Here is a 25,523-nt window from a genome sequence, read left to right as displayed (position 1 = left end):
GACGCGGCCGCCGCCAGAGGTGAGGGTGAGCGCATGAGCGAGTTCACGGTGGGGGACACGGATTTTCTGCTGGACGGGCGCCCGGTGCGGCTGCTGTCCGGCGCGTTGCACTACTTCCGGGTGCACGAGGAGCAGTGGGGGCATCGGCTGGGGATGCTGCGGGCGATGGGGCTCAACTGCGTGGAGACGTACGTCCCGTGGAATCTGCACGAGCCGCGCCCGGGCGAGTACCGCGACGTCCGGGCGCTGGGCCGGTTCCTGGACGCCGTGCGGGAGGCGGGTCTGTGGGCGATCGTGCGCCCCGGCCCGTACATCTGCGCGGAGTGGGAGAACGGGGGGCTGCCGCACTGGCTGACGGGGCGGCCGCGCACCAGGGACGAGGAGTACGTGGGGCACGTGGAGCGCTGGTTCCACCAGGTGCTGCACGAGATCGTGCCGCGGCAGATCGACCGCGGCGGGCCGGTGCTGATGGTGCAGGTCGAGAACGAGTACGGAAGTTACGGCTCCGACCAGGTGTATCTGCGGCGCCTGGCGGACGTGCTGCGGGCCAAGGGTGTGGGCGTTCCGCTGGTCACCTCGGACGGTCCCGAGGACCACATGCTCACCGGCGGTTCGATCCCCGGTGTCCTCGCGACCGTCAACTTCGGCTCCCGCGCACGTGAGGCCTTCGAGGTGCTGCGCCGGCACCGACCCGAGGGGCCGCTGATGTGCATGGAGTTCTGGTGCGGCTGGTTCGACCACTGGGGCGGCGAGCACGTCGTACGGGATGCGGGGGACGCGGCACGGGCGTTGCGCGAGATCCTGGAGTGCGGGGCTTCGGTCAACCTGTATATGGCGCACGGGGGTACCAACTTCGCCGGCTGGGCGGGGGCGAACCGGGGCGGGGGCGCGCTGCACGAGGGCCCCTTGGAGCCCGACGTCACCTCCTACGACTACGACGCGCCCATCGACGAACTCGGGCGTCCCACCGAGAAGTTCTGGCGCTTCAGGGAGATCCTGGGCGCGTACGCGGACGGGCCGCTGCCGGAGCTGCCGCCCGCGCCCGTGCCGCTCGGTGCGGGCGTGGGCGTGGACCTTCGGGAGTGGGCCGCCCTGGACGCCGTACTGGAGACACTGGGTGGGCGGGACGCCGAGTACCCCGTCCCGCCCACCTTCGAGGAACTGGACGTCGACCGGGGGCTGGTGAAGTACGAGGTGACCGTCCCCGGCCCGCGGGGGTCGTACCCCCTCCTGCTGCGCGGGCTGCGGGACCTGGCGGTGGTGTACGTCGACGGCGTGGCGGCCGGTGTGCTCACCGAGGACGATCCGGGGCTCAAGGAGCCTGTCGGGGGGCACGCGCGCGTGGAGGCGTGGGTGGAGTCCCTGGGGAGGGTCAACTACGGTCCGCGTTCGGGTGAGCCGAAGGGCATCACCGGGGGGATGTTGCACGAGCGGCAGTATCTGAACGGGGTGCGGGCGCGGGGGCTGCGTCTTGACGCGTTCGACGCCGGGGGTGTGGGGCGGGTGCCGTTCGGGGGGTTGCCTGCGGAGGGCGGGCGCGGGCTGTACCGGGGCACCGTGGAGGTGCGTGGCGCCGGGGACGCCTTCCTCGAACTTCCGGGCTGGACACGGGGGTTCGTGTGGGTCAACGGGTTCTGTCTCGGGCGGTACTGGTCGGTGGGGCCGCAGCGGTCGTTGTACGTGCCCGGGCCGGTGCTGCGTGAGGGTGCCAACGAGGTGTGGGTCCTGGAGCTCCAGGAGCCGTCGCCGACCGCGCCGGTCCTGAGGCCCCCTGACGCGGCTGCGTCGACGCCGGGCCGATGAGCCTCGGCCGAGCGCCCCGGCAACCGCCTTCCCTCGCCCCCGCCGCCCCTACCCGTCCCATCCCTGGGGGCTCCGCCCCCAGCCCCCCGCATCGGCCTGAACGGCCTCGTCCTCAAACGCCGGACGGGCTGAACGATGCGGGCCGGGGTGGGCGGGATACGGCCATCGCCCATGGCCTCGAACGCCGGACGGGCTGGGTGGCGCGGGCCGGGTGGGTGGGTGCAGGGCCCGCGCCCCTCGAACCCCGGACGACCGAGGCCTTTAGGGGCGCGGGGAACTGCGCGCCCAGCCCCCACCGGCCGACAGCCGAAGAACTTCGGCCGGCCGGAGGATCCGGGGCGCAGCCCCGGCCCCAGGGGCGCGGGGAACGGCGCGACCAGCCCCCACCCGCCGACAGCCGAAGAACTTCGGCCGGCCGGGGGATGTGGGGCGAAGCCCCACCCAAGGGGCGCGGGGAACGGCGCGACCAGTCACCGCCCACCCGCACCCAAGGCACCCGGAACCGGAGGGGCGCAGCCCCTACAGGGTGGACGCCGCTCTGGCTATGTCGGCGGCGAAGGTCGAGACCTCGGAGTACACCCCGGGATACCCCGGCTCCGCGCAGCCCTGCCCCCAACTGACGATCCCGACCTGGACGAACGCCCCCGAGTCGTCCTTGCGGAACATCGGTCCACCGGAGTCACCCTGGCACGTGTCGACCCCACCCTGCTGCACGAACCCGGCACAGATCTCGTCGCCGGGCACGAGATCGCTGCCGTACGCCTGCTGACAGGTGGCGTCGCTGACGAAGGGGACGGTGGCCTTGAGGAGGTAGCGCTGCTGGGCGCCGCCCTCACGCGCGGCGCCCCACCCGGCGATGGTGAAGTTGCCGTTGTTGTACGCGGTGGTGGTGGCGATCTTCAGCGTGGGCTGGTTGACGGGCGAGGCGAGCTTGATCAGCGCCCAGTCCTTGCCCTTGCCGTTGTAGCCGGGCGCCTGAAGCACCTTCGTCGACTTGACCTTGGTCGCGCTGCTGCTCTGCAGGTCGACGACGCCGGCGGTGGCGGTGATGGAGGTGTTGTTGCCGGAGCCGCTCACACAGTGCGCGGCGGTGAGGACGATCTGCTGGGTGTAGAGCGCACCGCCGCAGCCCATGGAGAGCCGGACCATGAACGGGAACTCTCCCTGCGCCGCGCGGGTGCCGCCGACGACGGGCGTGGGCGCGGCCTGCGCGGAGACGGGCTGGAGCGAGACGGCGGCGAGGGTGACGGCGCCGAGGGCGAGGACTCTCTTGATGCCCGTGAACTTCTTCGAAGACTTCAACGTGCTTCCTCTCGTGGGGGGTTGGAAGCCCGACGGGGTCACACCGAGGCCGCACGACACGACAGCCGTCGCACATACCGAGTGACATGCACCCGCCAAGCCTTTGCGAATTATTTAGACACGGGAGCGCTCCGACAAGGACCCCATTTCGGCCAGCCGCACCCCGCCGCCCACCGCAGCGGCGCTTAGAGTGGAATGCAGGAGGCCCGGCGTCTTCAGGGGGTACGGACGTGGCGAACGGCGGACCCGTCGAGCACGGCTTCCCGCATCTGGACACGGTGCGGGCATCGATCACCGCGCTCTACAAGCGGCTCTCGTACGACACCATCCACACCTTCGCGAGCAGCGTGGCCCCCGCCGACGTGGCCTTCGGTGACATCGACGACCTGCATCTGGGCGCGCAGCGCGTGGCCCGCGAGATGGTGCACCACTACCACCTCCCGGACGCCCGGCTGATCATCGGCTTCCGCGAGATGACCCAGGCGGCCAACGTCGAACTCACGGCGGGCCCCGAGTACTTCGTCGAACTGAACGACCGCTTCCGTTCCCACCGCCGGGACATCGGCGCGGCCCTCGCCCACGAGGTGATGCACGTCTATCTGCACCGCCTCGACCTCTACTTCCCCGGCACGCGCGACAACGAGATCCTCACGGACACCGCGGCGGCCTATCTCGGCGCGGGCTGGCTGCTTCTCGACGCCTACCGGGAGGACGCCGACTCCTCACAGAAACTCGGCTACCTCACCCCGGAGGAGTTCGGCTACGTCCTCGCCAAACGCGCCCTGGTGTTCGACGAGGACCCCTCGATCTGGTTCACCAGCCCGCAGGCGTACACGGCGTACACGCAGGGCATGGCGCAGGCCCGCCGTGACGAGCAGCAGCCCCCGCTGACCGCGGCCGGCTGGGCGGGCCGCCGCCGCTACGCGAAGGACCGACGGCACGCCCAGGACCAGCACGCACCGGGCCCGCACGCGGGTGTCCCCTACGCGTTCAGCCCCGACAGCCGCGGGCCCCTGCGCGTCTCCTTCCCCTGCCCGACCTGTCACCAGCGGATCCGCGTGCCGGTCCGGGGCCGGGTACGGGCGCGCTGCACGCTGTGCAGGACGGTGCTGGAGTGCGACACGTAGGACATGCGACGCACGCGGGTGTGCGTGGGGGGAGGTGAGACACAACACCCCCAAAGACTTTGCCTCTCGCGTCCTTGGCGAGCGAGGGTCGAAGGATGAGCACGAACGACCCCGCGGCACACCTCTTCACGGCTGTGCACGAGGGTGACGAGGACGCGGTGGTACGGCTGCTGCGCTCCGGTGTGAGCCCGGACGCGGTGGACGAGGACGGCCAGACGGCGCTGTATCTCGCGGCGGTGAGCGACCGGCCCGGCGTCGTACGACTGCTGCTGGTGGCCGGCGCCGCGCCCGACCGGCTCAGCCAGGGCACGGACGCGCCGCTGTGCGGGGCGGCGTGCGGTGGGCACACGGAGGTCGTACGCGCCCTGCTGGCGGCCGGGGCCGCGCCGGACACGGTGGAGGAGTTCGGGTTCACGGCGCTGACGTGGGCGGTGCGGCTGGGGCGGGTCGCGGTGGTGAGGGAACTCCTCGCTGCGGGCGCGGACCCCGACCGCCCGGGCCCGACCGGTGAGCCCCCGCTCGTCGCGGCCGCCCGCCGTGGCTCGCCCGGCTGTGTACGCGTCCTCCTGCGGCACGGAGCGCGGGCGCGGTCGGCGGCGCTCGCCGAGGCCCACCGCCGGCTCACCGCCGATGTGGAGACCGAGGTGCGCGCGGGCCTGGAAGAGACGTGGGGCCCGGGCCACCCCTCCGTCACCCACCGCTACCCGGATGACGGCGGCGTCACCGTGGAGGTCCAACTCCTCGACCCGGCCGGGAATCCGGTCGCGAGCGACGACCAGCAGACGGGCCACGCCGCGATAGCGACCCTCCTCGAATCCGCCCTCGGCATCACCGCGCCCGCCGCCGAACTGGCTGCCCGCGCCCTGCGTCCCGCCGACCCCGACAACGACGACTGGACCGAGGCGGCGACGGCGCTGGGCCTCCGTGGCGACGAGGAGACGTTCCGGGCGGCGGTCGAGTGGTGCGCCGCTCCCGACCCCCTCCGCCAGGCCTTCGGCGCGGACGTACTGGGCCGCCTGGGCAACCCCCACGGCCTGCCGGTCCTGCGCGTCCTCACCGGCGCGACCGACCCCGTGATCCGCGACCGGGCGGCGGGCGCGCTGGCACGGCTGGACTCCCCCGGCCCGTCCGGTCCTTGAACCACGCACCCTCAGGGACAGATCCTCAGGGATCGTCCTCACGGATGGAGGCCTCCCCTACCCCGCCCCGTACACCGCCCCCGGAACCTCCGCCTCCGCCAGCAGTTTCAGGGCCGTGTCGCCGGCCTCGGACGGGGTCCAGCGGGCACCCTTGTCCGCGGTGGGGCCCGGCCGCCAGCCCTCCATGACGGTGATGCGGCCGCCCTCGGTCTCGAAGACGCGGCCGGTGACTCCGGTGCTCGCGCTCGCGCCGAGCCAGACGACGAGGGGGGAGACGTTCTCGGGGGCCATCGCGTCGAAGGAGTCGGCGCCGGGGGCCGCCATGGTGTCCGCGAAGGTGCGTTCGGTCATCCGGGTGCGGGCCGCGGGGGCGATCGCGTTGACCTGGACGCCGTAGCGGCCCAGTTCGGCCGCGGCGACCAGGGTCAGCCCGATGATCCCGGCCTTGGCGGCGCTGTAGTTGCCCTGTCCGACCGAACCCAACAGACCCGCTCCGCTGCTGGTGTTGACGACCCGGGCCCGGGGCGTGCGGCCTTCCTTCGCCTCCGCCCGCCAGTGCGCCGCCGCATGCTTCAGCGGCAGGAAGTGGCCCTTGAGGTGGACGCGCAGCACGGCGTCCCAGTCGTCCTCGTCGAGGTTGACGAGCATCCGGTCGCGCAGGAACCCCGCGTTGTTGACGAGGGTGTCCAGGCGTCCGTACGTCTCCAGCGCGGTGCGTACGAGGGAGGCGGCGCCGTCGGTGGTGGCGATGTCTCCGCCGTGGGCCACCGCCTGTCCGCCCGCCGCCCGGATCTCCGCCACGACCCGCGCGGCCGGGCTGTCCGGGCCGGGCGTGCCGTCGAGGCCCACCCCGAGGTCGTTCACGACGACCCGCGCCCCCTCGGCGGCGTACGCGAGCGCGTGCGCGCGGCCGAGTCCGCGCCCGGCGCCCGTGACGATCACGACCCGCCCCTCGCACAGCAGCGGTCCACTCATCTCAGTCCTCCTTGCCCGACGTGTCGGATGCGTCGGATGTGTTGGATGCGTCGGACGTGCCGGATGCGTCGGACGTGCCGGATGCGTCGGACGTGCCGGCCTTGTTGGCGGTCGCCGCGTCCAGGAAGGCGGGCCGCTCGCCGCCGCCGTGGACGAGCAGCGAGGCTCCGCTGATGTACCTCGCCGCGTCCGAGGCGAGGAAGACCGCGGCCCCTCCGATGTCGGACGGGTCGGCGAGGCGGCCCAGCGGGACGGTGCGGGAGACGGCCGCGATGCCGTCCTCGCCGCCGTAGTGCAGATGGGAGAGTTCGGTGCGGACCATGCCGACGACGAGAGTGTTGACCCGGACGTCGGGAGCCCACTCGACGGCCATCGAACGGGCCAGGTTCTCGAGGCCCGCCTTGGCCGCCCCGTACGCCGCCGACCCGGGCGACGGCCGTGCCCCGCTCACGCTGCCGATCATCACGATCGATCCCCGGGCCCGTCTGAGGTGCTCGTGGGCGGCGAGCGAGGCGGTCAGCGGCACGATGAGGTTCAGCTCGATCACGCGCGCGTGGCGCCCGGCGTCCGCCTGCGTCAGTGGCCGGTAGGGCGCGCCGCCCGCGTTGTTCACCAGCACGTCGAGCCGGGGCAGCGCGGCGAAGAAGGCGTGCACGGCAGCCGGGTCGCGGAGGTCCACGGACACGAACTCCGTGCCCTCCAGCGGTATGTCGGGGGGTCTGCGGGCGCAGACCAGCACGTCCGCGCCCGCGTCGACGAACGCCCGGGCGATCCCGGCCCCCACCCCACGGGTGCCGCCCGTGACGACGACGGTCCTGCCCCCGAGATCCAGGTTGTCCACAGGGCCTCCCGCCCGGATGCATTCACTGCTAGCTTCGAGGGTGTGCCTAACAAACGTTTGGTGGAATGGTCCTGAGGTGGAAAGGTAGCTGATGCGTCCATGGGTGTCTCCACCTCGTCCCCGGAAAAGGGGATTTCCGTCGTCACGGTCGACTTCCCGCCGGTGAACGCGCTGCCGGTGCGCGGCTGGTTCGACCTGGCCGACGCCCTGCGCGCGGCGGGCCGCGACCCCGGAGTCCGGTGCGTCGTGCTGGCGGCCGAGGGGCGCGGTTTCAACGCGGGCGTGGACATCAAGGAGATGCAGCGCGAGACCAGGGACAGCGGGGGCCATCGCGCGCTCATAGGGGCGAACCGCGGCTGTTTCGAGGCCTTCGCGGCGGTCTACGAGTGCGAGGTCCCCGTCGTCGCGGCGGTGCACGGCTTCTGTCTGGGCGGCGGGATCGGGCTGGTGGGGAACGCGGACGCGATCGTGGCGAGCGAGGACGCCACGTTCGGCCTGCCCGAGCTGGACCGCGGCGCCCTCGGCGCGGCCACGCACCTGGCCCGCCTGGTCCCGGGCCACCTGGTGCGCGCGCTGTACTACACCTCGCGCACGGCGACCGCCGCCGAGCTGCACGCGCACGGCTCGGTGTGGCGGGTCGTGCCGCGCGGGGAACTCCTGGGCGCCGCGCTGGAGCTGGCGCGTGAGATCGCCGCCAAGGACGGCGAGCTGATCCGGCTCGCGAAGGCCGCGCTCAACGGCATCGACCCCGTGGACGTGCGCCGCAGCTACCGATTCGAGCAGGGCTTCACCTTCGAGGCGAACCTCGGCGGGGTCGCCGACCGTGTCCGCGACACCTTCGGAAAGGAGGGGGTCGACAGGTGAGCGACAAGACGATGACCACCGATGAGGTGGTCTCCCGGCTCCACAGCGGGATGACTCTCGGCATCGGCGGCTGGGGCTCGCGCCGCAAGCCGATGGCCCTGGTGAGAGCACTGCTCCGCAGCAGGATCACCGATCTCACCGTGGTGTCGTACGGCGGCCCGGACGTCGGCCTGCTCGCCGCCGCGGGCCGGATCCGCAGGCTCGTCACCGCCTTCACCACGCTCGACTCGATCCCGCTCGAACCGCACTACCGGGCGGCGCGCGAGCGCGGGGCCTTCGAGCTGATGGAGGTCGACGAGGCGATGTTCATGTGGGGCCTGCACGCCGCCGCGAACCGCCTGCCGTTCCTCCCCGTCCGGGCCGGGCTCGGCTCGGACGTGATGCGGGTCAACCCCACTCTGCGCACGGTCACTTCGCCGTACGCCGATGCCTCCTCGGGGGTACGGGAGGAGCTCGTCGCCATGCCCGCCCTGCGCCTGGACGCGGCCCTGGTCCACATGAACCGCGCCGACCGCCTGGGCAACGGTCAGTATCTGGGCCCGGACCCGTACTTCGACGACCTGTTCTGCGAGGCGGCCGACGCCGCGTACGTCTCGTGCGAGCGCGTCGTCGACACGGCGGAGCTCACCAAGGAGGCCGCCCCGCAGACCCTGCTGCTGAAGCGGTCGAGCGTGACGGGCGTCGTCGAGACTCCGAACGGCGCGCACTTCACGTCCTGCGCCCCCGACCACGGACGCGACGAGCCCTTCCAGAAGCTGTACGCCACCACGCCGTACGCCGAGTTCGCCGCGCGCTTCCTCGCCGGCGACGAACAGGCCTACCAGTCCGCCGTACGGGCCTGGCACAAGGAGCAGCGATGAGCCCCGCGTCCACCCCCGCCCCCGGTGCCCCCGCAGCCGTGGTCACCCGCGCCGAGTACTGCGTGATCGCCTGCGCCGAGGCCTGGCGGGACAACGGCGAGGTGCTCGCCAGCCCCATGGGCCCCGTCCCCTCCATCGGCGCCCGTCTCGCCAAGCGCACCTTCTCCCCCGATCTGCTGCTGACCGACGGCGAGGCGATGCTCGTCGGCCTCGACGGCACCCCGGAGGGCTGGCTGCCGTACCGGCAGCACCTGACCATGGTCACCGGCGGACGTCGGCACGTGATGATGGGCGCGAGTCAGCTCGACCGCTTCGGCAACCAGAACATCTCCTGCGTCGGTGACTGGTCCAGGCCCACGCGCCAGCTGCTCGGCGTGCGCGGCGCGCCGGTCAACACCCTGAACAACCCGACCAGTTACTGGGTCCCCAGGCACTCGCCGCGCGTCTTCGTCGAGCGGGTCGACATGGTGTGCGGGGTGGGGTACGACCGTGCCGCCGCCGCGGGCCCGAGCGCCACCCGTTTTCATCGCATCCCGCGCGTGGTGAGCGACCTCGGTGTCTTCGACTTCGCCACGCCCGACCATTCGATGCGGCTCGCCTCGCTGCACCCGGGCGTCACCGTGGAGCAGGTGCGGGAGGCGACGGGCTTTGGGCTGTCGGTCCCCGACGAGGTGCCCCGCACCCGTGAACCGACTCCCGAGGAGCTGAGACTGATCCGCGAGGTCATCGATCCGGGCGGCGCCCGGGATCGAGAGGTCAGGAGCTGATGGAGACCGCGCTCACCCGCCTCGTCGGTGTCCGTCACCCCGTCGTGCAGACCGGTATGGGCTGGGTCGCGGGCCCCCGCCTGGTGTCGGCGGCGGCGAACGCGGGGGCGCTCGGCATCCTGGCCTCCGCGACGATGACCCTCGACCAACTGAGAGAGGCCATACGCGAGGTCAGGTCCCGTACGGACGCGCCGTTCGGGGTGAACCTGCGCGCCGACGCCGGGGACGCGGGCGAGCGGGTACGGATCATCGTCGACGAGGGGGTGAGGGTCGCGTCCTTCGCCCTCGCGACGTCCCTCGAGCTGATCGCCGAGCTGAAGGAGGCGGGCGTGGTCGTCGTCCCCTCCGTCGGGGCGCGCCGGCACGCCGAGAAGGTGGCCGCCTGGGGCGCGGACGCGGTGATCGTGCAGGGTGGCGAGGGCGGCGGTCACACCGGCGAGGTCGCGACGACGGTGCTGCTGCCGCAGGTGGTGGACGCGGTGGACATCCCGGTGGTCGCGGCGGGCGGTTTCCACGACGGGCGGGGGCTGGTCGCGGCGCTGGCGTACGGGGCGGCGGGCATCGCCATGGGCACCCGTTTCCTGCTCACCTCGGACTCGACGGTCCCGGCCGCGGTGAAGGCGAAGTACCTGGCGGCGACGGTCAGGGACGTCACGGTCACGACGGCCGTGGACGGCCTCCCCCATCGCATGCTGCGTACGGACTTCGTCGACTCCTTGGAGAGATCCGGCCGGGCGAGGGCCCTCGCGCAGGCCGTCCGCCGGGCCGCCGGGTTCCGGAGGATGTCCGGGCTCTCCTGGTCGCGGATGGTCCGCGACGGTCTCGCCATGAAGCACGGCAAGGAGCTGACCTGGAGCCAGGTGCTGCTCGCCGCGAACACGCCGATGCTCCTGAAGTCGTCGATGGTGGACGGGCGCACGGACCTGGGGGTGATGGCGTCGGGACAGGTCGCGGGGGTGATCGAGGATCTGCCGTCGTGCAAGGAGCTGGTCGAGCGGGTGATGGCGGAAGCCCGGGAAACCCTCGACGCCCTGGCGGTCGTGGGCGCTTCGACGCCCGGGTGACCGAGTCGGCCGAACAGCCTCGGGGGCCGGCGTCCGCCCCCGAGGTTCACAGCCGTTCGATCCCCGGGCCTCAGAGCCTTTCGATGATCGTCACATTCGCCTGGCCGCCACCCTCGCACATCGACACCATCCCCGACGGCCCCCTCGCACCGCTCGGCCCCAAGGGGCCTCACAGGCTTCGACAGCCTGCGCCGGACTCCGTCCGCCGAGCCGGGCGGTCCCCTGTGTGTCAGAGCCTTTCGATGATCGTCACATTCGCCTGGCCGCCACCCTCGCACATCGACACCATCCCCGACGGCCCCCTCGCACCGCTCGGCCCCAAGGGGCCTCACAGGCTTCGACAGCCTGCGCCGGACTCCGTCCGCCGAGCCGGGCGGTCTCCTGTGTGTCAGAGCCTTTCGATGATCGTCACGTTCGCCTGGCCGCCACCCTCGCACATCGTCTGGAGGCCGAACCGGCCGCCGGTGCGCTCCAGTTCGTGCAGGAGTGTCGTCATCAGCTTCACGCCCGTCGCCCCCAGCGGATGCCCCAGGGCGATGGCGCCGCCGTTGACGTTGACCTTCTCCGGGTCGGCGCCGGTCTCCTTGAGCCAGGCGAGGACGACCGGGGCGAAGGCTTCGTTGATCTCGACGAGGTCGATGGCGTCGAGGGACATGCCGGTCTTCTTCAGGGCGTACGCGGTGGCCGGGATGGGCGCGGACAGCATGCGGATGGGGTCCTCGCCGCGCACGGAGAGGTGGTGGACGCGGGCGCGCGGGGTCAGCCCGTGCTCCCGTACCGCCCGCTCGGAGGCGAGCAGCATCGCGGCGGCGCCGTCGGAGACCTGGGAGGAACAGGCGGCGGTGATGGTGCCGCCCTCGACGACCGGCTTCAGGCCCGCCATCTTCTCCAGTGAGGTGTCCCGGCGCGGGCCCTCGTCGGCGGTGACCTCGCCGTAGGCCACGGTCTCGCGGGCGAAGCGGCCCTCGTCGATGGCGCGGATCGCCCGCCGGTGCGAGCGGAGGGCGAACTCCTCCTGGTCCCGGCGGCTGATGCCCCACTTGGCGGCGATCATCTCGGCGCCGGCGAACTGGTTGACGGGCCGGTCGCCGTAGCGCGCCCGCCAGCCCTCGCTGCCCGCGAAGGGGCCTTCGGTGAGGCCGAGGGGTTCGGCGGCCTGGCGGGAGGCGAAGGCGATGGGGATCTGGCTCATGTTCTGCACTCCGCCCGCGACCACCAGGTCCTGGGTGCCGGACAGGACGCCCTGGGCGGCGAAGTGCACGGCCTGCTGGGAGGAGCCGCACTGCCGGTCGACGGTGACGCCCGGCACCTCCTCGGGGAGTCCGGCGGCCAGCCAGCAGGTGCGGGCGATGTCCCCGGCCTGCGGCCCCACGGTGTCCAGGCAGCCGAAGACGACGTCCTCGACGGCGGCCGGGTCCACTCCGGAGCGCTCGACCAGCGCCTTGAGGACATGCGCGCCGAGGTCGGCCGGGTGGACACCGCTCAGGCCTCCCCCGCGCCGCCCGACGGGCGTACGGACCGCTTCGACGATGTAGGCCTCGGCCATGACAACTCCCTCGCAGACATGGGGTATCGCAGACATGGGCTATGCGCGTACGGAGATGCCGTCCAGCACCATCGACAGGTACTGCCGGGCGATCTCCTCGGGGCTGTGCTGTCCGCCGGGCCGGTACCAGGACGCGGCGACCCACACGGTGTCGCGCACGAAGCGGTAGGTGAGCCGGATGTCGAGGTCGGCCCGGAAGGCCTCGGCGGCCACTCCGCGCTCCAGCGTGCTCAGCCACGCCTTCTCGAAGTTGCGCTGCGAGTCGGCGAGGAAGGCGAAGCGCTGCTGGGCGGCGAGGTGCCGGGACTCCTTCTGGTAGATGGCGACGGCGGCGCGGTGCCGGTCGATCTCCCGGAACGACTCGGTGACCAGGGCCTCCAGGGTCTGGCGCGGGCCTAGTTCGGCGTCCAGGACGGCGTCGTAGCCCTCCCAGAGCTCGTCGAGGAAGGTCCGCAGGATCTCCTCCAGCATCGATTCCTTGGAGTCGAAGTGGTAGTAGAGGCTGCCCGCGAGCATCCCGGCCTCGTCCGCGATCTTGCGTACGGTGGTGGCGTTGTAGCCCTGCTCGGCGAAGACCTCCGCGGCGGTGTCGAGGAGTTCGCGGCGGCGCTCGGGGGTGGCGGTCACCTGGGGCTTCTTCTTGGTAGGCACGGTTCCATTGTGATCCCGGGGGTGCCGGCCGACGGCGCCCTACGCATGTTGGCTGCTGACGGAGACGACTTCGCCGGTCATGTACGAGGAGTAGCCGGACGCGAGGAACACCATCACGTTGGCCACCTCCCAGGGCTGCGCGTAGCGGCCGAAGGCCTCGCGGCCCGTCAGTTCCTCCAGCAGCTCGGGCGTGGTCACCTTCACCAGGTGCGGGTGCATGGCGAGACTCGGTGACACCGCGTTGACGCGCACCCCGTACTCGGCGGCCTCGACGGCCGCGCACCGGGTGAGCGCCATGACGCCCGCCTTGGCGGCGGCGTAGTGCGCCTGACCGGCCTGGGCGCGCCAGCCGACGACGGAGGCGTTGTTGACGACGACACCGCCGCCGCCCTGGTCCCTGAAACGGCGCAGGGCGGCCCGGGTGCACCGGAACGTGCCGTTCAGTGTCACGTCCAACACCCTCGACCACTGTTCGTCGGTCATGTCGGCGAGGGCACAAGTGCCGCCGAGGCCGGCGTTGTTGACGACGATGTCCAGGCCGTCGTGGAGCTCTCCCGCCAGTGCGAAGAGGGCCTCCACCTGCCGCTCGTCCGTCACGTCGCACGGCAGCGAGGCGACGTTCGCCGCGCCGAACTCCGCGGCGAGGGCCTCTTCGCTCTCCTTGAGGCGGCGGGCATGGGCGTCACTGATGACCACCCGCGCCCCCTCCTCCAGGAACCTGCGCGCCGTCGCCCCGCCGATGCCCGCGCCCGCGGCGGCGGTGATGACGGCGGTGCGCCCGGTCAGCAGCCCGTGCCCGCTGACGTACGCCGGACTCTCGACGTCGCTCATACCTCCACGCTAACCTACCAAACACTTGTTAGGGAAGGTGCTGCCGATGGATCTGACCCTCTCCCCCGCCGACGAGGCCTTCCGCGCCGAGGCCCGGACCTGGCTCGCCGCCCATGTGCCACGCACGCCCCTCCCGTCCCTGGAGACCGGGGAGGGCTTCGCGGCGCACCGCGCGTGGGAGGCCGAACTCGCCGCGGACCGCTGGTCGGTGGTGTCCTGGCCGGAGGTGTACGGCGGCCGGGGCGCGGACATCGTGCGCTGGCTGGTGTTCGAGGAGGAGTACTACGCGGCGGGCGCGCCGGGCCGGGTCGGCCAGAACGGCATCAACCTCCTGGCGCCCACCCTCTTCGACCACGGCACGGAGCGACAGCGCGCCCGGATCCTGCCCTCCATGGCCACCGGGGAGGTCGTCTGGGCGCAGGCGTGGTCCGAGCCGGAGGCGGGGTCCGACCTGGCCTCGCTCACCTCGCGGGCGGTGCGTACGGACGGGGGCTGGCTGCTGAGCGGGCAGAAGGCCTGGTCGTCGCGGGCCGCCTTCGCCGACCGCGCGTTCGGTCTCTTCCGCAGTGAGCCTGGCACACCGAGGCCTCATCAGGGCCTGACCTATCTGATGTTCGACCTGCGCGCGCCCGGGGTCACCGTGCGCCCCGTCGGCCGCCTGGACGGCAGACCGGCCTTCGCCGAGGTCTTCCTCGACGAGGTCTTCGTCCCGGACGAGGACGTGATCGGCGAGCCGGGCGGGGGCTGGCGGGTCGCCATGTCGACGGCGGGCAACGAGCGAGGACTGACGCTGCGTTCACCGGGCCGCTTCCTCGCCGCCGCGGACCGCCTGGTGGACCTGTGGCGCGGTCGCGCCGACCCCTCGGACACGGCGCTGCGCGACCGGGTGGCCGACGCGGTGATCGGCGCCCGCGCCTACCAGCTCTTCACCTACGCGGGCGCCTCCCGCTTCCTGGACGGCGGGACCACGGGCCCGGAGGCCAGCCTGAACAAGGTCTTCTGGTCCGAGTACGACATCGCGCTGCACGAGACGGCCCTCGACCTCCTCGGCCCGGACGGCGAGTCGGCGGACACGGACTGGTCCGAGGGATACGTCTTCTCGCTCGCCGGTCCGATCTACGCCGGCACCAACGAGATCCAGCGCGACATCATCGCCGAGCGCCTGCTCGGCCTCCCGAAGGGCCGCCGCTGATGCGCTTCCTCCTCGACGCCGAGCAGCGGGCGTTCGCCGACTCGCTGGACGCGATGCTGACGGCCGCGGACACCCCGTCGGTCGTACGGGACTGGAGCCGCGGCGACCACGACGGCGGCCGCGCGCTGTGGTCCCGTATCGCGAAGGCGGGCGTGTTCGCGCTCGCGGTGCCGGAGGCGTACGAGGGGATGGGCCCGCATCCGGTGGAACTGGCCGTGGGTTTCGTCGAGCTGGGACGGCACGCGGTGCCCGGCCCGCTGGTGGAGACGGTCGCGGCGGCCGCCCTGCTGGCCGAACTGGCGGACCCCCTGCCCGCCGGGCGGCTGCTCCCGTCGCTGGCCTCGGGCGAGGCGTCGGCGACGCTGGCCCTCGACGGGGCGTACGCGCTGGACGGCGACGCGGCGACCACCCGCCTCGCCCTGGCCGCCGACGGACTGCGTCTGGCCCCCGGCCACGGCCCGGTACGCGCCTCCCTGGACCCCGCCCGCCGCCTCACACCCCTCACACCGGGCGGTGAACTGCTCGCCACCGCCCCGCCCGTCGCCCATGCCCTCGTCTGGGCCCGCCTCGCCACCGCCGCCCAGGCCCTCGGCGTCGGTCTGGCGCTCCTCGACCGGACCGTCGCGTACGTCGGGCAGCGCACCCAGTTCGGCGTCCCCGTCGGCTCGTTCCAGGCGGTGAAGCATCGCCTCGCCGACGCGAAGATCGCCCTGGAGTTCGCGCGGCCGCTGCTGTTCGGCGCGGCCCTGACGATGGCGCCCGCCGACGTGGCCGCGGCCAAGGTCACGGCCTGCGAGGCCGCGTACGCCACCGCGCGCACGGCGCTCCAGCTGCACGGCGCGATCGGCTACACCGCGGAGTACGACCTGTCCCTGTGGCTGGCCAAGGCCCGTGCCCTGCGTACCGCGTGGGGCACCCCGGCCCAGTGCCGGGCCGAGGTGCTCAGTGGTGGTGCTCGCCGCTGGTGAGCTCCCGGTACTCCTCCGGCGTCGGCTTCGGGATCTGGGTGTCGGGCCCGTACATGGCGCGGGCGAGCCGGGCGCGCAGCCTGCGGCCGGGGCCGACCCGGCGGGCGACGCCGTTGGCGTCCACGAGCGGTCCCACCTCGTACGGCGGGGGCTGCTCGTGCTGGGTGAGCGTGAACCGCTGCGCCGGTGTGAGCGGTTCGTGCACCTCGACGTACTCGCCGTGCGGGAGCATCCGGATGACCCCGGACTCCCTTCCGTGCAGCACCTTGTCGCGGTCCCGTCGCTGAAGTCCCATGCAGATCCGGCGCGTGACGACGAAGGCGAGGGCCGGGGCGACGAAGAAGGAGACCCGTACGAACCAGGTGATGGCGTTGATGGAGAGGTGGAAGTGGGTGGCCCACAGGTCGTTGCCACCGCCGACCAGGAGCACTCCGTACAGCGTCAGCCAGGCGACGCCGAGCCCGGTGCGGGTGGGGACGTTGCGCGGCCGGTCCAGGATGTGGTGTTCCCGTCTGTCCCCGGTGATCCACGACTCGATGAACGGGTAGACGGCGATGGCGGTCATGATCAGCGGGAACAGGGAGAAGGGGATGAACACACCCAGTTGGAGGGTGTGGCCCCAGGCGTTGATCTCCCATCCCGGCATCACCCGGATGAGCCCCTCGGAGAAGCCGAGGTACCAGTCGGGCTGTGCGCCGGTCGTCACCAGGTCCGGCCGGTAGGGACCGAAGGCCCACACGGGGTTGATGGTCGCGATCGCCCCCATGAGCGACAGCACCCCGAAGACGAGGAAGAAGAACCCGCCCGCCTTGGCCATGTAGACCGGCATGAACGGCATCCCGACGACGGACTTCTGGTCGCGTCCGGGCCCCGGGTACTGCGTGTGCTTGTGGTAGAAGACCAGGATCAGATGGGCGACCACCAGGCCCAGCATGATGCCCGGCAGCAGGAGGACGTGGATCGGGAAGAAGCGCGGAATGATGTCGTGGCCCGGGAACTCGCCTCCGAAGAGGAAGAAGGAGAGGTACGTTCCCACGATCGGGACCGACAGGATCGCGCCCTGGGCGAAGCGGACGCCGGTGCCGGAGAGCAGGTCGTCGGGGAGCGAGTAGCCGGTCAGGCCGGTGATCAGGCCGAGCATCAGCAGGGTCCAGCCGAACAGCCAGTTGACCTCGCGGGGCTTGCGGAACGCGCCGGTGAAGAAGACGCGCATCATGTGCACGAGCATGCCGGCGAGGAAGACGATCGCCGCCCAGTGGTGGATCTGCCGGACCAGGAGTCCGCCGCGCACCTCGAAGCTGATGTGGAGGGTGGACTCGTAGGCGCGGGTCATGAGGATGCCGTTGAGCGGTTCGTACGGGCCGTGGTAGACGACCTCGGAGGCGCTCGGCTCGAAGAAGAGCGTGAGGTAGACGCCGGTCAGGATCAGGATCAGGAAGCTGTAGAGGCAGATCTCGCCGAGCATGAAGGACCAGTGGTCCGGGAAGACCTTGCGCATGTTGGCCTTGGCCAGCGCGTAGAGGCCGAGCCGTCCGTCGGCCCAGTCCGCCAGCCGCTCGCCGCCCGGCGTCTCGCCTCGCCGCGCCGCACGTGAAGTCCCGTGTATCTGACCGGAGTTGATCTCTTCCGCGCCCATAAGACACCCCCTCGGCCCACCAGGGTGGCATGCCCCCTCCCCGAAGCCAACGGCGCGTCACCTCCCACCTGTCTCTCGCCCCGCCGCCCCTACCCGTCCCATCCTCAACCTGGGGGGCTCCGCCCCCAGACCCCCGATCGGCCTGAACGGCCTCGTCCTCAAACGCCGGACGGGCTGAAGAGGTGAACCGGCGCCGACAAGAGCGCCCCGTCAGGGGCGCGGGGAACTGCGCGCCCAGCCCCCACCCACCCGCAGGTTGAGAGCCCACCCGGGGGTCTGGGGGCGGAGCCCCCTGGGATGGGACGGGTAGGGGCGGCGGGGGCGAGAACCCGGGCGGAGGCTCAGGCTTTCGGCGTGAGGGTGATCACGGCGGTGTGGCCCGTCGCGTGGAGAGTCGCTTCCTCGTCCGCCAGGAGCACGGCGTCGTGGCGCCCGAGAGCCACCCCGGCCGCCTCGGCAGCGCCGTCGAGGGCGACGATCAGGACGGCCGGGCCCGCCGGGAGGGCGAGGGACCGCCGGGGGGCGGTGACCGCGACGGTGGGGGCCAGGGCGGCGCCCCGGTGCCACATGACGTTGAGGTTCACGACCGGTCCCCCGAGGAGACGGCAGCCGGTCGGCAGATCACCGGGGAAGCGCTGCGGGACGAACCGCGTGTCCACCCGGCGGTGTTCACCGCCGACGGTCAGATCCATCCCCTCCCCCTCGACCATGGTGAGGATCCGGTCCACGTCGGCGAACGCCGAGAACGGCCCGTCGCAGCCGACGTCGGCGAGGCTCACCCGCCACTCGAAGTCCCCCATGTCCGCCCCCTCGGGCCGGGCGACGATCTCGCGCGTCACCCCGCCACCGTTCTTCCAGGGCACGGCGACCCGCCCGGCGGCCGGCAGGACACGCACGGTCACCGGACGATCCCCCGCTCGCGCGCGGCCGTCAGCCACTGGGGGAAGTCGCCCACGATCCGGTCGTACAACTCGGCGTCGGAGACCCTCCGAGGTTGCGAACCGGCGTGGAAGAAACCGGCGTTGTCGACGACCCGCTGCTGCGGCACCGGCAGCTCGTCGAGTTTGCGCAGGAACTCGAACTGCTTGCTGTCCGGGTCACCGAACCCTATGAACTGCCAGAACAGCGGAAGCTTCGCCGCCTTGCACAAGTACCTTTCGGCGGCGAGCTTGTTGATGGGGCCGCCGTCGGTCTGGAAGACGACCAGGGCGGGGGCCTCGGAGCCGCTGTCGAGGTAGTGGTCGATGACCGCGTCCATGGCCAGGTGGTAACTGGTCTTCCCCATGTGACCGAGCCCGGCCACGATCTTCTCCACCCGGCCCTGGTGGTTGTCGAGCGCGATGTCCGTGACCGCGTCGATGTCCGTGGAGAAGAAGACGACAGGGACGGTTCCGTCGTCGTCGAGGTGCGCCGACAGGCCGAGCACCCGGTCCGCCAGCGCCTGCACACTGCCGTCCTTGTAGTACGGCTTCATCGACCCGGAGTAGTCGACGACCAGGTACACCGCGGCCCGCTGTCCGCTCAGCCCGTGCTTGGTGAGGGAGACACCGGCGCTCTTGTACAGACTGACCAGCGCGGGCGCGGTCTCCTCCACCTTGGTGAGGCTGATTCCGGCCATGCGGGGCTCCCATCGCGCGAGGGTTGCGGAAACGCCGAGATTACGGCACCGACAGCCCCTGCCGTCCCCCTCCCACATGGGCGTTCGCTATTTTGTTCGCCGCCGACCCCACCGGCTCATCGTCCCCCTGATCTCCGTACCCGCGAGGAGCCGGTCGTGGAATCCGAGTCCACCGAATCCGCCCGACCCACAGAACCCGCCCGCCCCACAGAACCCGCCGTCACCACCTGCTATCGCCATCCCAAGGTGGAGTCCCATGTGCGCTGCACACGGTGCGACCGCTACATCTGCCCGGACTGCATGCGCGAGGCGGCCGTCGGTCACCAGTGCGTGGAGTGCGTGAAGGAGGGCGCCCGTTCGATCCGGCAGGCCCGCACGGCGTTCGGCGGCCGTATCTCGACCGTGCCCGTGGTGACGTACCTCCTGATCGCGCTCAACGTGCTGGCCTATGTGGGCGAGGTGGTGCGCCCGGCGATCGTGGACCGGTTCGAGATGCTCGGCGCCGCGCTGACGGGGCCCGACGGCGGGCACTACGTCTGGCAGGCCCAGTACTCCTACGACTTCCACCCGGAGGGCGTGGTCGACGGGGAGTGGTACCGGATGCTGACCGGTGCGTTCCTCCATCTGCCGCCCACCGAGGGCACGTTCGGGATTCTGCACATCGTGATGAACATGGTCTCGCTGTGGAACCTGGGCCGGGTGGTGGAGGCCCAGCTCGGCCGGATCCGCTTCGTCACGCTCTATCTGCTCTCGGCCCTCGGCGGCTCGGTCCTCGTGCTGGTGATCGCGCCGTACACGCCCACGCTCGGTGCCTCGGGTGCCATCTTCGGGCTGGGGGCCGCGTACTACGTCATGGCCCGCCGGCTGGGCGCCGACATGAGCGCCGTCAACCGTTTCATGGCGGGCCTGCTGCTGTGGCTGCTCGTCTCGGCGGGACTCACCTCCTGGCAGGGCCACCTCGGCGGTCTGCTGGCGGGCGGGGTGGTCACTCTCGCCTACGCGTACGCGCCCCGGGACCGCCGGGCGCTCGTCCAAGCGGCCGCGTGCGCCGCGCTGTTGGCGCTGCTGGTGATCACGGCCGTCGGAAGGGTGTCCGAGCTGACGAGCGGAGCGGCCTGAGCGCTGCCTAGGCTGAGCCCATGAAACGCGCCCGGCTCCTCCTGCTCGCAGTCCTCCCCCTGGTCGCGGTGGCGGTCTGCTTCCTCGCCCCGGGACTCACGGACGCGAGCGGGGCCGCCGGGCGCGCGCGGGCCCGCCAGGACGCCGAGCGACCGGCGGGCGCGGGCCTGGCCGCCCCGGACAAGAAGGAGCTGGCGCAGAAGCTCGTGGCGAGCGCGGAGAACTCCACGCTCGACTGGCGCGGCGCGTATGCATACATCGAGGACATCGGCGACGGCCAGGGGTACACGGCGGGCCTCATCGGCTTCTGCACCGGCACCCACGATCTGCTCGTCCTGGTCGAGGGCTACACGAAGGACCACCCGGGCAACGGCCTCGCCCGCTACCTCCCCGCCCTGCGCAAGGTCGACGGGACGGACTCGCACGAGGGTCTCGACCCGGGCTTCGTGACGGCCTGGCGCAAGGAGGCGTCGGTGGCCGCCTTCCGCAGGGCGCAGGATGCCGAGCGGGACCGCGTCTACTTCGACCCCGCGGTGCGCCGCGCCAAGCTCGACGGCCTCGGCACGCTGGGCCAGTTCATCTACTACGACGCCATGGTCATGCACGGGCCCGGCACCGGCACGGGCGGCTTCTACGACCTGCGCACCCGTGCCATGGCCCAGGCCGACACCCCGGCCGAGGGGGGCTCCGAGAAGGCCTACCTGGACATCTTCCTCGACGTCCGTCGCGCGGCGATGAAGGCCGAGAGCGCCCACCGCGACACGACCCGCATCGACACGGCCCAGCGGATGTTCCTGTACGACGGGAACCTGGACCTGCGCACGCCGCTGGAGTGGAAGGTCTACGGGGAGACGTACAAGGTGCCGTAGCCCCTCCCCACGGAGCCGGGGCCCTTCCCCGGAGTGCCGGGGCCCCTCCGCCCGGTTCGGTCGGGCGCCGTCAGTGCTCGACGACCTCGCCGTCGCTCAGTTCCAGTACGCGGTCGGCCAGGCCCAGGAGTTGGGGGTCGTGCGTGGCGACCAGGGCCGTGACGCCCTCACTGGCGACCACCGCCCGCAGCAGCTCCATCACCGCCAGGCCGGTCTGCGCGTCCAGCTGTCCGGTCGGCTCGTCGGCGAGCAGCAGGGCCGGGTGGTTGGCGAGGGCGCGGGCGATGGACACCCGCTGCTGCTGCCCCCCGGAGAGCTCCGCCGGGCGCTGGGCCCCGTGGTCGGCGAGCCCCACGAGGGCGAGCAGCAGGGCCACCCGCTCGTCACGTTCGCGGGGGTCGGCTCTGCGCAGCCGCAGCGGCACTCCCACGTTCTCGGCCGCGGTGAGGATGGGGATGAGTCCGAAGGACTGGAAGATGTAGCCGATCCGGTCGCGGCGCAGTTCCAGCAGCTCGTTCTCACCGAGTGCGGACAGGTCGGTGCCGTCGATGACGACGCGGCCGCGGTCCGCGCGGTCGAGGCCGCCGATCAGATGGAGCAGGGTCGTCTTGCCGGAGCCCGACCGGCCCTTGAGGGCGACGAGTTCACCGCGCCGCAGCTCGAAGGAGGCCCCGCGCAGCGCGTGCACGGCCACGGCGCCCGTGCCGTACGAGTGGTGCAGGTTCTCCACCCGCACCATCGGTTCGTCGGCGGATTCGCCCACGAGGGCGGCACCGGACCGCGTGCCGGTGTTCTCCGTCATCGACGCACCCCCTATGGAATGGAACTCATGTACCCAGAACGGGAACCCCATGATATTCATGTCGGGTCGGCGAGGGGGTGGCTCGGCAATCGGGTGGGGGACGAGTGACGGGCTTCTTGTTGCTGCGCGTTCGGGCGCATCGGCTGCTGCTCGGCGCCGCCCTGCTCACGGTGCTGCTGACCACCTCGGTGCTCGCCGCCCTCGCCGCGTTCTCCGCCTCGGTCGGGAACGCTGCGCTCCGGCAGAACCTGAGCGGCCCGGCCGCGACCTCCGCCTCGCTCGTCATCAGCGCCGACGTGCCCCGCGGCCGGGAGGAGGAGGCCCAGGACGCCGCGGTCCGCGGCGCGCGCCGGACCTTCGCCGGGCTTCCGGTGACCGTACGGACGTTGCGCGGCTCGGGGCCGTACGCGCTGCCCCGCTCCCTCCAGGGCACCGATGCCCGCGCGGGGCAACCGGACCTCACCCACTTCGCCGCCCTCGACCGGTCGCGGATCAGGCTGGTCGCGGGCACACTGCCCGGCCCGGCTCCGGCGGCGCGCACCGCTCCCGTGCCCGTCGCACTGCCCGAAGTCGCCGCCGACCGGCTGAAGGTGCGGCCCGGTGCGCGGATCGCCCTGACCGACCGGCTGGGCGGCGCGCCCCTGACGGTCCGGGTCACCGGCGTGTACCGGGCCGCCGACAGCGCGGATCCGTACTGGCAGCTGGACACCCTCGGCGGTCACGGGGTGCGCACCGTCGACTTCACCACCTACGGCCCGCTGCTCGCCGACCCGTCCGTCCTCGCCTCGCGCACCTCCGCGGGCACCACCGGGTGGGTGGCGACGGCCGACTACCGGAGCCTGACCACCGACGGCATCGACGCGCTGGGCGAGGCCGCGGCGCGCGAGCCCGAAGCACTGGGCAGGAACCCGGCGTTCGGAGCCGGGGCGACCGCGCGGACGGCGCTGCCCGCCGTGCTCGACAGGACCGGGCGCGCGCTGCTCGTCTCCCGGTCCACGCTGATGATCGTCTCCGTCCAGCTGGTGCTGCTCGCCGGGTACGCGCTGCTGCTGGTGGCCCGGCTGCTCGACACCGAGCGGGCGGGCGAGACCGATCTGCTGAAGGCACGGGGTGCCTCGCGCCGCCGGATCACGGGCCTCGCCGCACTGGAGGCGCTGCTGCTTGCCGTACCGGCGGCGGTGGGTGCCGCGCTGGTGTCCGGCCCGCTGGTGCGGCTGCTCGCCCGGTGGTCGTCCCTCGACCGGTCCGGGGTGCGGCTCGGGGACGCTCCGGTGCTCCAGGTGTGGCTGGTCGCGGCGGGGGTCGCGGTGTGCTGTGCGGCGGCGGTCGTGGCGCCCGCGCTGGCCGCCACGGCGGGTGCGCCGCCCCGGCTGCGACGCGTGCGGGCCGCGGCGGGCGCGGCGCCGGTGCGGGCCGGGGCCGACGTGGGGCTGCTGTTGATCGCGGCGGTGGCGTACTGGCAACTCGACCGGCAGACCGGCTCGTCCGGTGGCGGCGCGCTCAGCCGTGACCGGGCGGGCGATCTGGGCATCGATCCGCTGCTGGTCGCGGCGCCCGCACTGGCCCTGCTGGCGGGCACGGTGCTGACACTGCGGCTGCTGCCGCTGGGGGCGCGGCTCGCGGAGCGGCGGGCCGCGAGCGGGCGGGGCCTGCCGGCGGCGCTGGCGGGCTGGCAGTTCAGCCGGCGTCCGCTGCGTGGGGCGGGGCCGGTGCTGCTGCTGGTCCTGGCCGTGACGACCGGGATGCTGGCGATCGGGCAGAGTGCGTCGTGGCAGCGGTCGCAGGGCGACCAGGCGGACTTCGGGACGGGTGCTTCCGTACGGGTGCTGGACGGCAGGCCGGGCAGCCCCGGCCAGACCGGTCTGTACGCCGCTCTGCCCGGGGTACGGGACGCCGCTCCCGCCTACCGCGCCACCACGGACCTCTCGGGCGGCCGCAGGGCGACGGTGCTCGCTCTGGACACGGCGCACGCCGGGGAGGGGTTGCTGATGCGCGGCGACCTCGCCGACGAGCCCGTGGAGCGGCTGCTGCGGGGTCTCGCACCTCGGGAGAAGGCGGCCGGCCCCTCGGTGTCGCTGCCCGACGGCACCCGGCGGCTCGCGCTCGACCTGCGGATCACCGACGAGACGGCGGCAGCGGGCGGGACCGCGGCCGCGGGTGCAGGGGCGAAGGCCGCGGGTGCAGGGGCGAAGGCGGGGCGTTCTCCTTCCGGACTCGCGCCCCTGGTCACCGTTGTCGTCGAGGACGGCTACGGCATCGCGTACCGGCTGAGCGCCGGGAAGCTGCCCGTCGACGGCCGGGTCCACCGGGTCACCCTCGACCTGGACGTGTCGGCTTCGGGCGCCCGCGCCACGCCGGCCGGGCCGCTGCGGCTGACCGGGCTGCAGCTCGATGGCGCGGTTCCCGCGGGCGAGCCCGAACAGCACCGGCTCACCGTCGTGCGGATGCTGTCCACGGGCCCCGACGGAACCGCCCGCGCGGTCACGGTGCCCGCCGGGGTGCGCTGGCGGGGCAGCAGGACCGAGACGGCGGACGGAGCGGCGCTCCCGTCGACGGCCCTGCGTCCGGCCGCGTCGAGGGCGGCGCCGCTGACGGTCTCGTACGGGACGGGCAACGCGCCCGGGAGTGACGAATGGGCCTCCGGTCCGCCGGAGTTCACCGTCCGCCTCGACACCGCGCGGGCCACGCCCCCGGCACGGATCGCGGCCGTCGCCACCCGGGCCTTTCTGCGGGCGGCCGGGACCGAGCCGGGCGAGAGTGTCGACGTGACGCTGGACGGGGAGCGGCTGCGGGTGACGATCGTGCGGTCGGTGAGCGAGCTGCCGACGACCGGAGCGGGCGCGGCCTGGGCCGGGAGCACCGCGGACGCGGCGGGAGCGGCGGACGAGGGCGGGGCGGAAGGGGCGGACGGGGGCGCGCTGTTGCTGGATCTGCGCGCCGTGAACGCCGTGTTCGCGCAGCGCGCACGCGCTCCGCTCGCACCCGCCGAATGGTGGCTGAGCACCGCCCCCGGCAGGGCCGCGCAGGTCGCGGCCGCGCTGCGGGCGCGCCCCGACATCGAGGCGGACCAGGTGCTCGTACGGGACGAGGCCGCGGACCGGCTGCTGGGCGACCCGCTCGGCGCCGGGCCCCGCGCGGCGTTGCTGGCGGTGGCGGTGGCCGCCGCGGCCCTCGCCGCGGGCGGCTTCGCGGTGTCCACCGCGGGCTCCCGGCGCGAGCGGTCCGCGGAGTTCGCCGTGCTCCGGGCCCTGGGCGCGGGCCGCCGGGAACTCGCCCGGCTGGTCGCCGTGGAGCAGGGCCTGCTGATCGGGGCCGGTCTGCTCGCCGGTCTCGGTCTCGGCACCGTCCTGACCCGGGCCGTCGTCCCGCTGATCGTGCTGACCCCGGGGGCCGCGCGACCGGTCCCCCGCGTCCTCGTCGAACTCCCGGTGTCCCAGGTGGCGCTGCTCCTGGTGGGCGTCGCGGCCCTGCCCCTGCTGATCAGCGCCGCGACGGCCGTGCGCCGCGCCGACCCGGCGGTCGCGCTCCGCCACCAGGGGGACAGCTGAG

At 72.8% G+C, this 25,523-nt stretch carries 22 protein-coding genes; 12 read left to right on the top strand and 10 right to left on the bottom strand.

Going from position 1 to position 25,523, the window contains the following annotated elements; all coding sequences use genetic code 11:
• Positions 1-33: 33 nt before the first annotated feature.
• A complete protein-coding gene (locus tag AQJ27_RS08185) occupies positions 34-1,803 on the top strand; it encodes a glycoside hydrolase family 35 protein (protein ID WP_067364810.1) in 1,770 nt (589 codons plus the stop codon).
• A gap of 519 nt (positions 1,804-2,322) precedes the next feature.
• Here the strand turns inward: AQJ27_RS08185 and AQJ27_RS08180 are convergent.
• The gene (locus AQJ27_RS08180) at positions 2,323-3,105 is read right to left on the bottom strand and encodes a S1 family peptidase (protein ID WP_067363934.1); all 783 of its coding nucleotides are present in this window, start codon (positions 3,103-3,105) and stop codon (positions 2,323-2,325) included.
• Between the two features lie 230 nt (positions 3,106-3,335).
• Here AQJ27_RS08180 and AQJ27_RS08175 point away from each other — a divergent pair, with 230 nt between their 5' ends.
• Together AQJ27_RS08175 and AQJ27_RS08170 are read left to right on the top strand one after the other, a co-directional pair.
• Positions 3,336-4,232 (top strand): hypothetical protein, encoded by an 897-nt coding sequence (locus tag AQJ27_RS08175; protein ID WP_067363931.1) that lies wholly within the window; start codon positions 3,336-3,338, stop codon positions 4,230-4,232.
• 95 nt (positions 4,233-4,327) lie between these two features.
• On the top strand, positions 4,328-5,371 hold the full coding sequence (locus AQJ27_RS08170) for an ankyrin repeat domain-containing protein (RefSeq protein ID WP_067363928.1): 1,044 nt from the start codon (positions 4,328-4,330) through the stop codon (positions 5,369-5,371).
• Positions 5,372-5,428: 57 nt separating this feature from the next.
• Here the strand turns inward: AQJ27_RS08170 and AQJ27_RS08165 are convergent, their stop codons facing one another.
• The gene (locus AQJ27_RS08165; RefSeq protein WP_067363926.1) at positions 5,429-6,346 is read right to left on the bottom strand and encodes an SDR family oxidoreductase; all 918 of its coding nucleotides are present in this window, start codon (positions 6,344-6,346) and stop codon (positions 5,429-5,431) included.
• Position 6,347: 1 nt separating this feature from the next.
• A complete protein-coding gene (locus AQJ27_RS08160) occupies positions 6,348-7,178 on the bottom strand; it encodes an SDR family oxidoreductase (protein WP_067364807.1) in 831 nt (276 codons plus the stop codon).
• Positions 7,179-7,286: 108 nt separating this feature from the next.
• On the opposite strand from AQJ27_RS08160, the gene AQJ27_RS08155 reads away from it, so the two are divergent.
• From AQJ27_RS08155 to AQJ27_RS08140, 4 genes are read left to right on the top strand one after another with little or no spacing between them, the layout of a single operon-like run.
• Positions 7,287-8,051 carry an enoyl-CoA hydratase family protein gene (locus AQJ27_RS08155; protein WP_067363923.1) on the top strand — a complete coding sequence of 255 codons (765 nt, stop codon included), beginning with the start codon at positions 7,287-7,289 and terminating at the stop codon, positions 8,049-8,051.
• Positions 8,048-8,911, top strand: a complete 864-nt coding sequence (locus AQJ27_RS08150) for a CoA transferase subunit A (protein WP_067363920.1) — start codon at positions 8,048-8,050, stop codon at positions 8,909-8,911. Before AQJ27_RS08155 ends, AQJ27_RS08150 begins: the two co-directional genes overlap by 4 nt.
• Positions 8,908-9,678, top strand: coding sequence for a CoA-transferase subunit beta (locus tag AQJ27_RS08145; protein WP_067363917.1), 771 nt, complete (start codon positions 8,908-8,910; stop codon positions 9,676-9,678). Before AQJ27_RS08150 ends, AQJ27_RS08145 begins: the two co-directional genes overlap by 4 nt.
• Positions 9,678-10,742, top strand: a complete 1,065-nt coding sequence (locus AQJ27_RS08140; protein WP_067363914.1) for an NAD(P)H-dependent flavin oxidoreductase — start codon at positions 9,678-9,680, stop codon at positions 10,740-10,742. The genes AQJ27_RS08145 and AQJ27_RS08140 overlap by 1 nt, the downstream gene beginning before the upstream one ends.
• Before the next feature lie 388 nt (positions 10,743-11,130).
• Here the strand turns inward: AQJ27_RS08140 and AQJ27_RS08135 are convergent, their stop codons facing one another.
• The 3 genes from AQJ27_RS08135 to AQJ27_RS08125 are packed head-to-tail and all read right to left on the bottom strand — an operon-like array spanning position 11,131 to position 13,770.
• Complete coding sequence (locus AQJ27_RS08135; RefSeq protein ID WP_067363911.1) at positions 11,131-12,288, bottom strand: acetyl-CoA C-acetyltransferase; 1,158 nt, start codon at positions 12,286-12,288, stop codon at positions 11,131-11,133.
• Positions 12,289-12,327: 39 nt separating this feature from the next.
• Positions 12,328-12,939, bottom strand: coding sequence for a TetR/AcrR family transcriptional regulator (locus AQJ27_RS08130; protein ID WP_067363908.1), 612 nt, complete (start codon positions 12,937-12,939; stop codon positions 12,328-12,330).
• Between the two features lie 39 nt (positions 12,940-12,978).
• The gene (locus AQJ27_RS08125) at positions 12,979-13,770 is read right to left on the bottom strand and encodes an SDR family oxidoreductase (protein WP_067363905.1); all 792 of its coding nucleotides are present in this window, start codon (positions 13,768-13,770) and stop codon (positions 12,979-12,981) included.
• Positions 13,771-13,816: 46 nt separating this feature from the next.
• Between AQJ27_RS08125 and AQJ27_RS08120 the strand changes: the two genes are divergently transcribed.
• Together AQJ27_RS08120 and AQJ27_RS08115 are read left to right on the top strand one after the other, a co-directional pair.
• Entirely contained in the window at positions 13,817-14,962 is a 1,146-nt protein-coding gene (locus AQJ27_RS08120; protein ID WP_067363902.1) for an acyl-CoA dehydrogenase family protein, read from the top strand.
• A complete protein-coding gene (locus tag AQJ27_RS08115; protein WP_067363899.1) occupies positions 14,962-15,930 on the top strand; it encodes an acyl-CoA dehydrogenase family protein in 969 nt (322 codons plus the stop codon). Before AQJ27_RS08120 ends, AQJ27_RS08115 begins: the two co-directional genes overlap by 1 nt.
• Here the strand turns inward: AQJ27_RS08115 and qcrB are convergent.
• From qcrB to AQJ27_RS08100, 3 genes are all read right to left on the bottom strand, one after another.
• Positions 15,905-17,566, bottom strand: coding sequence for a cytochrome bc1 complex cytochrome b subunit (qcrB, locus tag AQJ27_RS08110; RefSeq protein WP_067363897.1), 1,662 nt, complete (start codon positions 17,564-17,566; stop codon positions 15,905-15,907). The genes AQJ27_RS08115 and qcrB overlap by 26 nt on opposite strands.
• 341 nt (positions 17,567-17,907) lie before the next feature.
• Positions 17,908-18,468: a HutD/Ves family protein gene (locus AQJ27_RS08105; protein ID WP_079064862.1), complete on the bottom strand. Its 561-nt coding sequence runs from the start codon at positions 18,466-18,468 to the stop codon at positions 17,908-17,910.
• The gene (locus AQJ27_RS08100) at positions 18,465-19,184 is read right to left on the bottom strand and encodes a vWA domain-containing protein (protein WP_067363894.1); all 720 of its coding nucleotides are present in this window, start codon (positions 19,182-19,184) and stop codon (positions 18,465-18,467) included. The genes AQJ27_RS08105 and AQJ27_RS08100 overlap by 4 nt, the downstream gene beginning before the upstream one ends.
• A gap of 156 nt (positions 19,185-19,340) precedes the next feature.
• Here AQJ27_RS08100 and AQJ27_RS08095 point away from each other — a divergent pair, with 156 nt between their 5' ends.
• Positions 19,341-20,303 carry a rhomboid family intramembrane serine protease gene (locus tag AQJ27_RS08095; RefSeq protein ID WP_067363891.1) on the top strand — a complete coding sequence of 321 codons (963 nt, stop codon included), beginning with the start codon at positions 19,341-19,343 and terminating at the stop codon, positions 20,301-20,303.
• Positions 20,304-20,323: 20 nt separating this feature from the next.
• Positions 20,324-21,172: a chitosanase gene (locus AQJ27_RS08090; protein WP_067363888.1), complete on the top strand. Its 849-nt coding sequence runs from the start codon at positions 20,324-20,326 to the stop codon at positions 21,170-21,172.
• 70 nt (positions 21,173-21,242) lie between these two features.
• On the opposite strand, the gene AQJ27_RS08085 is transcribed toward AQJ27_RS08090, so the two are convergent.
• Entirely contained in the window at positions 21,243-21,974 is a 732-nt protein-coding gene (locus AQJ27_RS08085) for an ABC transporter ATP-binding protein (RefSeq protein ID WP_067363884.1), read from the bottom strand.
• Between the two features lie 104 nt (positions 21,975-22,078).
• Here AQJ27_RS08085 and AQJ27_RS08080 point away from each other — a divergent pair, with 104 nt between their 5' ends.
• On the top strand, positions 22,079-25,522 hold the full coding sequence (locus AQJ27_RS08080; RefSeq protein ID WP_067363881.1) for an FtsX-like permease family protein: 3,444 nt from the start codon (positions 22,079-22,081) through the stop codon (positions 25,520-25,522).
• Position 25,523 lies beyond the last annotated feature (1 nt).

Source organism: Streptomyces olivochromogenes, from assembly GCF_001514115.1.
Taxonomy (GTDB): domain Bacteria; phylum Actinomycetota; class Actinomycetes; order Streptomycetales; family Streptomycetaceae; genus Streptomyces; species Streptomyces olivochromogenes.
This window is presented reverse-complemented; position numbering and strand designations above follow the sequence as displayed.